This is a genomic window from Nocardioides hungaricus, assembly GCF_054782915.1.
This window is the reverse complement of record NZ_BAAGRO010000035.1, coordinates 101,247-114,345: the sequence shown is the minus strand read 5'-3', so window position 1 is coordinate 114,345 and position 13,099 is coordinate 101,247. Positions and strand designations below refer to the sequence as shown.

The 13,099-nt window shown below is 70.9% G+C and carries 11 protein-coding genes; 7 read left to right on the top strand and 4 right to left on the bottom strand.

Annotation, left to right across the window (positions count from 1 at the left end):
- Positions 1–20 precede the first annotated feature (20 nt).
- From ACYVKX_RS15760 to ACYVKX_RS15750, 3 genes are read left to right on the top strand one after another with little or no spacing between them, the layout of a single operon-like run.
- The gene (locus ACYVKX_RS15760) at positions 21–1,220 is read left to right on the top strand and encodes a nucleotide sugar dehydrogenase (protein ID WP_460834258.1); all 1,200 of its coding nucleotides are present in this window, start codon (positions 21–23) and stop codon (positions 1,218–1,220) included.
- Positions 1,217–1,987, top strand: a complete 771-nt coding sequence (locus ACYVKX_RS15755; RefSeq protein WP_460834256.1) for a glycosyltransferase family 2 protein — start codon at positions 1,217–1,219, stop codon at positions 1,985–1,987. Before ACYVKX_RS15760 ends, ACYVKX_RS15755 begins: the two co-directional genes overlap by 4 nt.
- Entirely contained in the window at positions 1,984–3,024 is a 1,041-nt protein-coding gene (locus tag ACYVKX_RS15750) for an NAD-dependent epimerase/dehydratase family protein (RefSeq protein ID WP_460834254.1), read from the top strand. Before ACYVKX_RS15755 ends, ACYVKX_RS15750 begins: the two co-directional genes overlap by 4 nt.
- 13 nt (positions 3,025–3,037) lie before the next feature.
- On the opposite strand, the gene ACYVKX_RS15745 is transcribed toward ACYVKX_RS15750, so the two are convergent.
- A complete protein-coding gene (locus tag ACYVKX_RS15745) occupies positions 3,038–3,715 on the bottom strand; it encodes a class I SAM-dependent methyltransferase (protein WP_460834252.1) in 678 nt (225 codons plus the stop codon).
- 118 nt (positions 3,716–3,833) lie between these two features.
- Between ACYVKX_RS15745 and ACYVKX_RS15740 the strand changes: the two genes are divergently transcribed.
- Positions 3,834–4,754: a PorA family protein gene (locus ACYVKX_RS15740; protein ID WP_460834250.1), complete on the top strand. Its 921-nt coding sequence runs from the start codon at positions 3,834–3,836 to the stop codon at positions 4,752–4,754.
- A 14-nt stretch (positions 4,755–4,768) separates the two neighbouring features.
- Here ACYVKX_RS15740 and ACYVKX_RS15735 read toward each other — a convergent pair whose 3' ends face one another.
- Positions 4,769–5,578: a class I SAM-dependent methyltransferase gene (locus ACYVKX_RS15735; RefSeq protein ID WP_460834246.1), complete on the bottom strand. Its 810-nt coding sequence runs from the start codon at positions 5,576–5,578 to the stop codon at positions 4,769–4,771.
- A 232-nt stretch (positions 5,579–5,810) separates the two neighbouring features.
- Between ACYVKX_RS15735 and rpsA the strand changes: the two genes are divergently transcribed.
- From rpsA to coaE, 3 genes are all read left to right on the top strand, one after another.
- Positions 5,811–7,277, top strand: a complete 1,467-nt coding sequence (gene rpsA / locus ACYVKX_RS15730; protein WP_460834244.1) for a 30S ribosomal protein S1 — start codon at positions 5,811–5,813, stop codon at positions 7,275–7,277.
- Positions 7,278–7,390: 113 nt separating this feature from the next.
- Complete coding sequence (locus tag ACYVKX_RS15725; protein ID WP_460834240.1) at positions 7,391–8,977, top strand: sulfatase-like hydrolase/transferase; 1,587 nt, start codon at positions 7,391–7,393, stop codon at positions 8,975–8,977.
- 81 nt (positions 8,978–9,058) lie between these two features.
- A complete protein-coding gene (coaE, locus tag ACYVKX_RS15720; RefSeq protein WP_460834238.1) occupies positions 9,059–9,682 on the top strand; it encodes a dephospho-CoA kinase in 624 nt (207 codons plus the stop codon).
- A gap of 156 nt (positions 9,683–9,838) precedes the next feature.
- Here the strand turns inward: coaE and ACYVKX_RS15715 are convergent, their stop codons facing one another.
- On the bottom strand, positions 9,839–10,795 hold the full coding sequence (locus ACYVKX_RS15715) for a sigma-70 family RNA polymerase sigma factor (protein ID WP_460834236.1): 957 nt from the start codon (positions 10,793–10,795) through the stop codon (positions 9,839–9,841).
- 181 nt (positions 10,796–10,976) lie between these two features.
- Complete coding sequence (locus tag ACYVKX_RS15710) at positions 10,977–13,088, bottom strand: S9 family peptidase (RefSeq protein ID WP_460834234.1); 2,112 nt, start codon at positions 13,086–13,088, stop codon at positions 10,977–10,979.
- Positions 13,089–13,099 lie beyond the last annotated feature (11 nt).

The following is a 13,099-nucleotide window of genomic DNA, read 5'->3' as shown; positions in this document are numbered from 1 at the left end:
ACGACGGAGCACCAGCAGCCATGGCAGACCAGTTCGACTTCGACGTGTGCGTGGTGGGCGGTGGCGGGCACGTCGGGTTCCCGCTCGCGGTCGCGTTCGCCTCCCGCGGGCTGAGCGTGGCGATCTACGACATCGACGCCGCGGTCGTCGAGGCGATCAACGCCGGCCGGTCGCCGTTCCTCGAGCCCGGTGTGCTGGAGCCACTGGGCGAGGCGCTCGCCTCCGGCCGGCTGGTGGCGAGCGCCGACCGCCGTCAGGTGAGCCGGGCCGAGCACGTGGTGATCGTGGTCGGCACCCCCGTCGACCAGTACCTCAGCCCCGACCCGGAGGCGGTGCCGCGGGTGGTCGGCGAGCTCCAGGACCTGCTGGTCCCCGGCCAGCTGGTCGTCCTGCGGAGCACGGTGTTCCCGGGCGTGACCCGCCGGGTGGAGCAGCTGCTCGCGCCGACCTGCCCGGACGTCGACCTCGCCTGCTGCCCCGAGCGGATCGCCGAGGGCCGGGCGATGACCGAGCTGTTCACGCTGCCGCAGCTGGTCGCCGCCCGGACCGACCGGGCCAGGCAGCGGGCGAGCGCGCTGTTCGGCAAGCTCACCGGCACCGTCGTCGAGCTGGTGCCCGAGGAGGCGGAGCTCGCGAAGCTGTTCACCAACTCCTGGCGCTACATCAAGTTCGCGGCGGCCAACCAGTACTACATGATCGCCAACGACCTGGGCCTCGACTTCGCCCGGATCCGGGACGCGATGACCCTGGACTACCCGCGCTCCGCCGACCTGCCCGGCGCCGGCTTCGCGGCCGGGCCGTGCCTGTTCAAGGACACGATGCAGCTCGCGTCGGTCACCGGCGGCTCGTTCGCGCTCGGCCACTCGGCGATGCTCGTGAACGAAGGGCTGCCGGACTACCTCGTCCGCCGGATGGAGCAGCAGCACGACCTGCCCGCGCTGACCGTCGGCATCCTCGGCATGGCCTTCAAGGCGGAGAGCGACGATCGGCGCTCGAGCCTGTCCTACCGACTCAAGCGCGTGCTGTCGTTCCGCGCCGGCCGGGTCCTGACCACCGACCCCTACGTCGCCGACGACCCGGACCTGCGGCCGCTGGAGCGGGTGCTGGCCGAGGCCGACCTGCTCGTCGTGGGCGCGCCGCACGCGGCGTACCGCGACCTGGTCGTCGACCAGCCGGTCGTCGACGTCTGGAACCTGCGCGGGGAGGGGTCGGCGCTGTGACGCCGACCGCCGTGTCGGTGATCCTCCCGGCCTACCGGGAGGAGGAGGGCATCGGCCGGGTCCTGGACCGGCTCATCGACGGGATCTCCTCGACGTTCGAGATCCTCGTCGTCGTCGACGACGAGGCCGACCCGACGCTGGCCGCCGTGCACGAGCGCGGGCCCGGCGACCCGCGGGTCCGCACGCTCGTCAACACCTACGGACGTGGCCCCGCGAACGCGATCCGCTACGGCATCGACGCCGCCCGGCACCCGGTCGTGGTCGTGACCATGGCCGACGGCAGCGACGACCCGCGGATGATCGACCCGATGGCCCGGCTCGTGGAGCGCGGCGTGGTCGTCGCCGCCGCGTCCCGGTACTCGCCGGGCGGCCAGCAGGTCGGCGGCCCGATCCTCAAGGGGATGCTGTCGCGCACGGCCGGCCGCACGCTCGGCACCTTCGCCCGGGTCGGGACCGACGACGCGACCAACAGCTTCAAGGCCTACTCCACCGAGTTCGTCCGCGAGGTCGGCATCGACAGCCGCAGCGGCTTCGAGATCGGGCTGGAGCTGACCGCCAAGGCGCGCCGGCTGCGCCGGCCGGTGGCCGAGCTCCCGACGATCTGGCTGGACCGCGCCATCGGCGAGTCCAGCTTCGACCTCACGGGCTGGATCCCGAAGTACCTGCGCTGGTACCGCTTCGCGTTCGGGCCGGAGCTGACGGTCGAGCAGGTGCGCGCGGAGGGTGCGAGAATCGCCGCCCGCAACGAGGGGAGGGGGCGGTCGTGAGCGACGGTTCGGGTCGGCGGGTGCTGGTCACCGGGTCGGCGGGCTTCATCGGCGGGTACGTCGTGGAGGAGCTGCTCCGGCGCGGGTACTCGGTGACCGGCGTCGACGACTACTCGAAGTACGGCCCGGTGGCGAAGTCCTACGACGGCCACCCGGCGTACCGCTTCGTCGAGGGCGACGTGCGCGACCTGGATCTGATGGCGGAGCTGATCGCCGACTGCGACCACCTGGTCGCGGGCGCCGCGCTCATCGGCGGCATCTCCTACTTCCACGCCTACCCCTACGACCTGCTCGCGGCCAACGAGCGGATCACCGCCGCCACCTGCGACACCGCGATCAGGGCGTTGGCAGGCGGCCGGCTGAGGAAGGTCACCTACCTCAGCTCCTCGATGGTGTTCGAGTCGACCGACCGCTGGCCGTCGAAGGAGGGCGACGAGCGCGAGGTCCCGCCGCCGCTGTCGTCCTACGGCTTCCAGAAGCTCGCGGTGGAGTACTTCGCCCGCGCCGCCTGGGACCAGTACCGGCTGCCCTACACGATCGTGCGGCCGTTCAACTGCGTCGGCGTGGGGGAGGGGCGCGCCCTCGGCGACGTGGAGATCCCCAGCGGCAACATCAGGCTCGCGATGAGCCACGTGGTCCCCGACCTGATCCAGAAGGTGCTCAAGGGGCAGGACCCGCTGCACGTGCTCGGCGACGGTCTGCAGGTGCGGCACTACACCTACGGCGCGGACCTGGCGCGCGGCATCGTGACCGCGATGGAGTCCGACGCCGCGCTCAACGAGGACTTCAACCTCTCGACGGCCGAGTCGACGACGGTGCTCGAGCTCGCCGAGGCGATCTGGCGCAAGGTCCACGGACCCGAGCGGCCGTTCGCGGTGGTGAACGACGAGCCGTTCGAGCACGACGTCCAGCGCCGGGTCCCCGACGTCTCCAAGGCCACGCAGGTGCTCGGCTTCACCGCGGCCACCTCGCTGGACGAGATGCTCGACGTCGTCGTCCCGTGGGTGGCGCAGGCGATGGCGGACGGCCTGATCTGAATCTGATACCGGCTCAGCGCCGGCGGCCCACCACGAGCATCTGCCTGCCGAGGATCCACCACGCCGGGCGGCAGCGCAAGTAGCCGCGCACCATGAACGGGCGGACCTCGAACCGGGCGTCCTTCACGGTGTAGGGCAGGAACCGGCCGATCCGCTCCTCGACGTCGAAGCCGGAGAGCTCCAGCGCCTCGGCGAGGCTGCGGTCGGTGAGCGGCAGGTGGTGGTCGAGGTAGTCCCAGTACCGGCCGCCCAGATGGCGGATGTTCGGCATCAGCACCACGAGGCGGCCACCGGGGCGGGTGATCCGTCGGCACTCGGCGAGGGTGGCCATCAGCTCGGCCTTGGTCGGCAGGTGCTCGAAGAAGTTCGAGGTGAACACGGTGTCGACGGCGCCGTCGGCGAGGTCGCCGAGCTGGTCGGATCGGGTGGTCAGCACCTCGACCCCGGCCTCGGCGTGCGCGGCGGTGTCGGGGTTGAGGTCGACGGCGACGCGCCGGCCCGCCCGGACGGCGTTCACGAACTCGCAGCTCCCGGCGCCGAGGTCGACCACGGTGCCGTGCTCCGGGACGTAGCGCTGGAAGACGTCGTCGACGAGCACCCGCCACAGGACCCGCTTGCTGGCGAGATCGCGCTCGTCGAAGCGGTTGCGGTAGATCCTCGGCAGCTCGTCTCCGGTGGGACGCTCGCTCACGGTCGGACTGTATCCGGGCGCCCGGACAATTTTCGGTCACGGGTGTGACGGATGCCGCACTGATACCCGCGAGTAGTGCTAGCGTGCGCGCAACCTAACGGATGCTTGGGAGGCGTCAGTGAAGCGCAAGGTCTTCGGTTTCGTGCTGCTCGGGCTCGGCGCGTTCCTGCTCGTCGCGGGCATCATCGCGACCACGTGGGCTCCGGGCGTGGTGAAGAAGACCCCGCTCGACGTCGAGCAGTTCACCAGCCTCGACGGCGTCGTCAAGAAGATCGACGTCGAGACCGGCGAGCTGGTCGAGAACCCGGTCAAGGTCCAGAGCATCACCAAGACCGACTCCAACGCCTCCACCGACGACGTCGCCGTGTGGGTCCAGACCTCCTGCGTCGTCATCGACATCGACGACGCCCCCGACTGCGTCGACGGCAAGGACCCACGGCTGGTCAGCGCCGACACCGACGTGTTCGCGACCGACCGCGTCACCGCCGAGGCCGTGGCCGACTTCGCGGGGCTCCCCGCCGACGCCGTTCCGCACGAGGGCCTGGTCAACAAGTGGCCCTTCGACTCGGAGAAGAAGGACTACGACTACTGGGACGACGCCACCGGCCAGGTCTGGCCGGCGGTCTACACCCGCACCGACAGCCTGCTCGGCGTGGACGTCTACGTCTACACGATCACGATCGGCAACGCGCCGATCGAGATCGCCCAGGGCACCCCGGGCACCTACGACAACACGATCGAGATCTGGGTCGAGCCCAAGACCGGCGCCATCCAGGAGCAGACCCAGGACCAGCAGCGCTACCTCGAGGACGGCACCCAGGTGCTCGACCTCAAGATCGGCTTCACCGAGGACCAGCAGCAGGCGTTCGCGGACGACGCCAAGGCGAACATGCTGCTGCTGAGCATCGTGACGTTCTGGCTCCCGGTCGTCGGCTTCGTCGGCGGCGGCCTCTGCGTGGTCGCCGGCGGCGTGCTGCTCCTCGGCGCCCGCCGCAACGGCTCCGCGTCGGAGCGGGAGAAGGAGCTCGCCGACGCCTGACCTCCGGTACGGCGTCAGCCGAGCCGGCAGCCGAAGACCGCGGTCCCGGGGGTGAGCCGTCCGCGGGTCGCGGACCAGCCGCCCCAGACCCGGTCGTGGTCCGCGGGCCACTCCGGCTCGAGCAGGTCGGTGATCACGAAGCCGTGGCCGGCCAGCAGCGCGACCCAGTCGCCGAGCGTGCGGTGGTGCTCGACGTACGACACGACACCCGTGGCGTCGTCGACCTCGACGTACGGCGTCCGGTCCCAGTAGGACTGGCTCGCCACCAGCCCCTCCTCGGAGGGGTCGTCGGGGAACATCCACCGGGTGGGGTGGGTGATCGAGAAGGCGTAGCGGCCGCCCCGGCGCAGCACGCGAGCTGTCTCCGCGACCGCCACGCCGAGCTCGCCGACGAACTGCAGCGCCCCGAAGGACGAGAACACGACGTCGAAGCTGTCGTCGGCGAACGGCAGCGCGGTCGCGGTGCCGAGCACCGACGGGACGGCGATGCCCGAGTCCGCGTCGATGCGCAGCGAGTGCTGGAGCTGGCGGTGCGAGAGGTCCAGCCCGTAGGCCCGGCCGCCCCGGGAGCGGATCCAGCGCGAGCACTGCCCGGCGCCCGACCCGACCTCGAGCACGTCCCTGCCGGCGAGGTCCCCGAGTACGCCGGCCTCCTGCTCGGTCAGGCCCTCGGGGCCCCACACGAAGCCGACGTCGCCGAGGAACTCGCCGTGGGTGGCCTGGTACTCGTCGGCGTAGCGGTCCCAGTCCGGGCCGTTGGCCCGGCGGGACTCCTCCTCGCTCACCGGCCGGCGCTCGACCCGCACCGGGGGATGGTTCTCCACGGGCGCGAGCGTAGCCCGCATCCACCCGACGTCCGACTGGCGACGGCGGTTGGACGTACCTCGCGCGCCCCGCGTAGGCTCTAGGTTGCGCCGGAGGTCTGCCCAGGTCCCAGACAGAGCGGATCCGTGCTCGCTATCTCACCACCGCCAGCTGGTCCGGATGGGTTCGGTAGTGAAACGAGGCTTTCGACGTGCCCGCACGACTCCATCCATCCAAGGACACACCTCCCTTATGACGAGCAGCATCTCGACCCTCCCCGACATCACCGATGCGCCGCAGGTCGCGGTCAACGACATCGGGTCGGAGGAGGACTTCCTCGCCGCGATCGACGAGACCATCAAGTACTTCAACGACGGCGACATCGTGGATGGCACCATCGTCAAGGTCGACCGGGACGAGGTCCTGCTCGACATCGGCTACAAGACCGAGGGCGTCATCCCCTCGCGTGAGCTGTCGATCAAGCACGACGTCGACCCCAACGAGGTCGTCGAGGTCGGCGACAAGGTCGAGGCCCTGGTCCTCCAGAAGGAGGACAAGGAAGGCCGCCTGATCCTGTCCAAGAAGCGCGCCCAGTACGAGCGCGCCTGGGGCACCATCGAGCAGGTCAAGGAGGAGGACGGCGTCGTCGAGGGCACCGTCATCGAGGTCGTCAAGGGCGGCCTGATCCTCGACATCGGCCTGCGCGGCTTCCTGCCGGCCTCCCTCGTTGAGATGCGCCGCGTCCGCGACCTGCAGCCGTACGTCGGCCAGACGCTCGAGGCGAAGATCATCGAGCTCGACAAGAACCGCAACAACGTCGTCCTGTCGCGTCGCGCGTGGCTCGAGCAGACCCAGTCCGAGGTCCGCCACGGCTTCCTCACCCAGCTCCAGAAGGGCCAGATCCGCAAGGGCGTCGTGTCCTCGATCGTCAACTTCGGCGCGTTCGTGGACCTCGGCGGCGTCGACGGTCTCGTCCACGTCTCGGAGCTCTCCTGGAAGCACATCGACCACCCCTCCGAGGTCGTCGCCGTCGGCGACGAGGTCACCGTCGAGGTCCTCGACGTGGACATGGACCGCGAGCGGGTCTCCCTGTCGCTGAAGGCGACGCAGGAGGACCCGTGGCAGCACTTCGCCCGCACCCACCAGATCGGCCAGATCGTCCCGGGCAAGGTCACCAAGCTGGTGCCGTTCGGCGCGTTCGTCCGCGTCGAGGAGGGCATCGAGGGCCTGGTGCACATCTCCGAGCTCGCCGAGCGGCACGTCGAGATCCCCGAGCAGGTGGTCCAGGTCAACGACGACGTCATGGTCAAGATCATCGACATCGACCTCGAGCGTCGCCGGATCTCGCTGTCGCTCAAGCAGGCCAACGAGACCGCGACCGCGGCCGACGTCGAGGACTTCGACCCGACGCTGTACGGCATGACGGCCACCTACGACGAGCAGGGCAACTACGTCTACCCCGAGGGCTTCGACCCGGAGACCGGCGAGTGGCTCGAGGGCTTCGACGAGCAGCGCGCGATCTGGGAGGACCAGTACGCCAAGGCGCACGCCCGCTGGGAGGCCCACGTCAAGCAGCAGGCCGAGGCCGCCAAGGCCGAGGTCGAGGCCGGCGAGGCCACGTCGTACTCCTCGGCCGCCGCGGCGCCCGACACCAGCGGCTCGCTGGCCTCCGACGAGGCGCTCCAGGCGCTGCGGGAGAAGCTGACCGGCAGCAACTGAGCCTGCTTCCTCCCGGGAAGGGGGGTTGATCCGCACCACGGTGCGGGTCAACCCCCCTTTTCCGTGGTCGGTTTCCGCCCCGGGACGGCGTGCCGCGTCCTAGGGTGCGAGACGTGATCACCAGACGACGACTGTTGGAGACCGCGGCGGCGACGCCGCCCGCGATCGCGGTGGGCGCGGCCCTGCCGGACCAGGCGGCCGGGGCCGCCGCTGCGGCGCCCGGGTCGGCCGCCGGGAAGAACATCTTGATCTTCATCACCGACCAGCAGCGTCGGACCAGGCACTTCCCGGCCGGCTGGGAGCAGGAGAACCTCCCCGGCCTGACCCGGCTCAAGGAGAACGGCGTCAGCTTCGAGAACGCCTTCTCCAACACCGCGATGTGCTCGCCGTCGCGGGCGACGCTGTTCACCGGGCTCTACCCGGCGCAGCACGGCGTGAAGTACACCCTCGAGCTGGACATGCCGGCCGAGGACTATCCGCAGGTCGAGCTCTCGCCCGACCTGACCAACCTCGCCACGGTGATGTCGGCGGCCGGCTACGAGGTCGTCTACAAGGGCAAGTGGCATCTGTCCAAGCCGGTGGCCGGTGGCAGCGACTGGTCGCCCGAGGACCTGGCGCGCTACGGGTTCACCCGCTGGAACTCGCCGGACGGCGGTGCCAACCAGGACATCAGCGAGGCCGGTGGCGGCGTCGTCGACCACGACGGCCGCTACCTGAACGCCGACGGCGACGCCGAGGACGGTGCCGAGGGCGTCTTGAAGTTCATCAACGATCGCGCGGACGCGACCCGGCCGTGGTGCCTGGTCGTGTCGCTGGTCAACCCGCACGACGTGCTGTTCTACCCGGGGCCGCCGAACCAGACCACGCCGAAGTACATCGAGGCGGGGTACGACCCGAGCTGGCTCGAGGGCGACATCGGGCTGCCGGTGACCTACGACGAGGACCTGTCCACCAAGCCGAGGTGCCAGGCGCAGTTCGCGAAGCTGTTCGGCGCCTCCGGGCCGCTCCCCACGCGGGAGACGAAGCTGAACTACGTGAACTTCTACGGCAACCTGCTCAAGCTGGCCGACAGCCACCTGGTCGCGATCCTGGACGCGCTCGAGGACACCGGCCGGCTCGCCGACACGCTCGTCGTCCGGACCTCCGACCACGGCGAGATGGCGCTGGCCCACAACATGCGGCAGAAGAGCTTCAACGCCTACGAGGAGACCATCCACATGCCGCTGGTCTTCTCCAACCCCGAGCTGTTCCCGGAGAAGCGGACGTCGTACAAGCTGGTCTCGCACGTCGACCTGCTCCCGACGCTGGCCAGTCTGGTGGACGCGCCGGCGGAGGCGCGCAGCCGGGACTGGGCCGGGATCGACTACTCGCGCCATGTGCTCGCCCGGGATCCGCGCCCGACGCAGGACCACGTGGTCTTCACCTTCGACGACTGGCAGTCCGGCCAGGCCCGCGGCCCCTACGTCCCGGCGCCGAACCGGATCGTCGCGATCCGGGAGCGGCGCTGGAAGCTGGCGCGCTACTACGACGCCTCCGGCAAGAAGCCGGAGCAGTGGGAGATGTACGACCTGAAGAAGGATCCGCTCGAGCGCCGCAACCTCGCCTTCCGCCCGAGGCGGATGACGCCGCAGCAGCGGCGGCAGTTCAAGCGGCTCAGGAAGCGGCTCCGACACATCCAGCGCACGACGCTCGCCGCGTAGCTCGATTCGACGCACGGCCGGCGGAGAAGGCCGGCGTACGCCCGACCACGGATGCCGACGGGCGACCTCTAGCCTGTCCGCATGCGCGTCGGACTGACCGGGGGCATCGCCTCGGGCAAGAGCACCGTCTCCACGATCCTGGCCGAGCTGGGCGCGACCGTCATCGACGGCGACCAGCTCGCCCGCGAGGTGGTGGAGAAGGGCACGCCCGGCCTGGCGCAGGTGGTCGAGGCGTTCGGGCCCGAGATCCTGACGTCGTCCGGCGACTTGGACCGGCCCCGGCTCGCCCGGATCGTGTTCAACGACGAGGCGCTGCGCAAGCGGCTCGAGGGGATCGTGCACCCGCTGGTCTTCGAGCGGTACGCCGAGTTGGAGGCCGCCGCCCCGGAGGACGGCCTCGTCGTCCACGACATCCCGCTGCTCGCCGAGTCCGGCCGGGCCGACACCTTCGACGCCGTCATCGTCGTCGAGACGCCGGTCGAGCTCCAGGTCGAGCGGATGCTCCGCGACCGCGGCTGGACCCGCACCGACGCCGAGTCCCGCATCGCCGCCCAGGCGCCCCCCGACCAGCGCCGAGCCATCGCCACCCACCTGATCGTCAACACCGGCACCCGCGCCGACCTCCGTGCCCGCGTCGAGGAGGTCTACGCCGAGCTCGTCGCTCTGACGGGAGGTGGGGCGCAGGGATCCCCGGTCAGCCGGTGAAACCTGAGGTTGTCGGCCGTTGCAACCCCTGACAACGTCAGGGATCCCCGGTCAGCCGGGGATCCCGACAGCCCGGAAAATGGTCTCGACCCGCTCGTTGAGGGGACGAGCGGGTCGAGCGGTCTGGGATGGACCGGGCCAGATCCGGGCAGCGGGTCAGGCGGCGAGGTCCGGGTCGCCGAGGCGGCGCAGCTTCTGCAGGGCCTCGCGCTCGAGCTGGCGGACCCGCTCGGCGGAGATGCCGTGCTTGGCGCCGATGTCGGCGAGCTTGTGCTGGCGGCCGTCGACCAGGCCGTAGCGGGAGCGGATGATGTCCGCGGCGCGCTCGTCGAGCTGGCCGACCAGGGCGTTGAGCCGCTCGCGCGCCTCGACGTCGAGGACGGTGAGGTCCGGGCCCGGCGAGGACTCCTGGGCCATCAGGTCGCCCAGCGAGGTGTCGCCGTCCTCGTCGACGGGGGTGTCCAGCGAGACGTGCTCGCGGCCCCACGCCATCAGGTCGAGGACCCGGTCGACATCCATGCCGAGCTCGGCGGCGATCTCCTGCGGCTCGGGGTCGCGGCCCAGCTGCCGCTCCAGGGTGCGGCGTGCGCCGCCGACCTGGTTGAGCTCCTCGACGACGTGCACGGGGAGGCGTACGACGCGGGCCTGCTGCGCGATGCCGCGGGTGATCGCCTGGCGGACCCACCACGTCGCGTAGGTCGAGAACTTGTAGCCCTTGGTGTAGTCGAACTTCTCGACCGCCCGGATCAGGCCGGTGTTGCCCTCCTGGATCAGGTCGAGCATCGGCATCTGCGCCCGCCCGTACTTCCGCGCGATCGAGACGACCAGGCGCAGGTTGGCGGTGATGAACGTGTCGACGGCCTTGCGGCCCTCCTCGGCCAGCCACTCCAGCTCCTCCTGCGTGGCCGTCATCGGGGCTCCGCCCTTGCGCCGGCCCACGCGGCCCTCCGCGAGGAGGTGCTCGGCCATCAGGCCGGCCTCGATCGTCTTGGAGAGCTCCACCTCGGCGGCGGCGTCGAGGAGGGGGTTGCGGGCGATCTCGTCGAGGTACAGGCCGACGCTGTCGCGGCCCTCGATCTCGCGGGTCCGGCCGGGTGCAGTACGTGTTGCCATGGGACGCCCTCCTCTTCTCCCGGTGGACGGCGCCGCTGCGCCGCCACACGTGCTGTACAACGTCCCCGGTGACCAGCGGATTCCCTGGCCAAACCTCGGGGACCAGGTACCCGGAACGACGTGTGAGCGGCCCGCCGAGTTGCCTCCCGGAGCAACTTTCAGAGAAATCTCAGGCCGACGCTCAGGCCAGTCCCATCCGGTCGAGCATCCACGCGAGCGAGAACGCCCGGTCGTGCCACGACTTGTACCGCCCGGACACGCCGCCGTGCCCGGCCGCCATCTCGGTCCGCAGCAGGAAGTCCCGCCGCCCGGTCGCCGTCGCCCGCAGCCGGGCCACCCACTTGGCGGGCTCGACGTAGAGCACCCGGGTGTCGTGGAGCGAGGTCTCCGCCAGGATCGGCGGGTAGTCGACGGCACCGACGTTGTCGTACGGCGCGTACGACGCCAGGTACTCGTAGACCTCGGCGTCCGCCTCGGGGTTGCCCCACTCGTCGTACTCGGTCACGGTCAGCGGCAGCGTCGCGTCCAGCATCGTCGTCAGCGCGTCCACGAACGGCACGCCCGCGACGACACCGGCGAACAGTTCCGGCGCCTGGTTGGCGACCGCGCCCATGAGCAGGCCGCCGGCGCTGGCACCCTCGGCGACCAGCACGTCCGGGGTCGTCCAGCCGGTGTCGACGAGGTGGCGCGCGCAGGCGACGAAGTCGGAGAAGGAGCTCTGCTTGGCGAGCAGCTTGCCGCCGTCGTACCACCGGCGCCCCATCTCGCCGCCGCCGCGCACGTGCGCGATCGCGAAGGCGCCGCCGCGGTCGAGCAGGGAGAGCCGCGCGATCGAGAAGTACGGGTCGATCGAGGTCTCGTAGGCGCCGTACCCGTAGAGCAGGAGGGGCACCGGCCCGGTGCGGCCCCGGCGGGCGACCAGCGAGACCGGCACCCGCTCGCCGTCGGGCGCGGTCGCCCAGACCCGGTGCTCCTCGTAGTCTCCCGCGTCGTAGCCGCCGAGCACCGGCGCCTGCCGCAGCAGCGTGAGCTCGCGGGTGCGGACGTCGTAGTCGTAGACCGACGAGGGCACCGCCATCGTCGTGTAGCCGAGCCGCACCACAGGCTGGTGGAAGCCCGGGTTGCCGGCCGACCCGACCGTGTAGACCTCGTGGTCGAACTCGACGAGGTAGTCGTCGCCCACGCCGTCCGGCCCGAGCTCGAGGATCCGCAGCTGGGTGAGCCCGTCGCTGCGCTGGTGCACGACGAGGTGGCCGGCGAAGGCGTCTACGTCCTCGAGGCGTACGGAGGGGTCGTGGGCGATCAGCGGCGCCCAGTCCTCCGGCGGGGTCGGCGCCACCGGCGCGGTCGCCAGCTCGAAGTCGGCGCCGGTGTGGTTGTGCAGGACGAGGAACACGTCCTCGCCGGCGAGGGCGGCGTGGTCGAGGGAGTACTCCACGCCCTCGCGCCGCTCGGAGAACAGCCGGAGCCCGAGGTCGGGGGAGTCGGCGTCGAGGAAGCGGTACTCCGAGGTCGTCTTGGAGCCGCTGGCGACCACGATGAACCGGTCGCTGCGGGTGCGGCCGACGCCGACCCAGAACCGGCCGTCCTCCTCGTGGTGGACCAGCTCGTCGTCGGCCTGGGGGGTGCCGAGCCGGTGCCGCCAGATCTTGTCGGCGCGCCAGGTCTCGTCGACGGTCGTGTAGTAGAAGGCGCCGCTGTCGCGCTCCCAGGTCGCGCCGCCGAGGACGCCGGCGATCTCATCGCCGAGCAGTTCGCCGGTCGCGAGGTCCACGACCCGGATCGTGTACCGCTCGTCGCCGACCACGTCGGTGGAGTAGGCGAGCAGGCTCGTGTCCGGGCTGACCGACGACCCGCCGAGCGAGAAGTACTCGTGCCCGTCGGCCAGCGCGTTCAGGTCGAGCAGCACCTGCTCGCCGGGCAGCGCGGGCCGGTCGGGCGCGGTGTCCTCCGCCGGCTGCGGCGGCGTCCAGTCGTCCGGATCGGTGACGGGGACGCGGCAGCTGGCGCCGTACTCCCTGCCTTCGAAGGAGCGCCCGTAGTACCAGTAGTCGCGGTTGCGGGTGGGCACGGAGAGGTCGGTCTCGCGGGTGCGGGCTTTGATCTCCTCGAAGATCGTCTGTCGCAGGCCGGCCAGGTGGGCGGTGCGCTCCTGCGTGTAGGCGTTCTCGGCCTCCAGATACGCCGTGACGTCCGGCGAGTCCTTCTCGCGCAGCCACTCGTAGTCGTCGGTGCGGGTCCGGCCGTGGATCTCGGCGCTGGTCGGTCGCCGGTCGGCGATAGGGGGCTGCATGGCGGCGACGA

What these genes read in the sequence shown, in the direction of transcription:
- ACYVKX_RS15760 (WP_460834258.1), top strand. Translation starts at nt 21, where the DNA reads ATGGCAGACCAGTTCGACTTCGACGTGTGCGTGGTGGGCGGTGGCGGG.
- rpsA (WP_460834244.1), top strand. Translation starts at nt 5,811, where the DNA reads ATGACGAGCAGCATCTCGACCCTCCCCGACATCACCGATGCGCCGCAG.
- coaE (WP_460834238.1), top strand. Translation starts at nt 9,059, where the DNA reads ATGCGCGTCGGACTGACCGGGGGCATCGCCTCGGGCAAGAGCACCGTC.
- ACYVKX_RS15715 (WP_460834236.1), bottom strand. Translation starts at nt 10,795, where the DNA reads ATGGCAACACGTACTGCACCCGGCCGGACCCGCGAGATCGAGGGCCGC.
- ACYVKX_RS15710 (WP_460834234.1), bottom strand. Translation starts at nt 13,088, where the DNA reads ATGCAGCCCCCTATCGCCGACCGGCGACCGACCAGCGCCGAGATCCAC.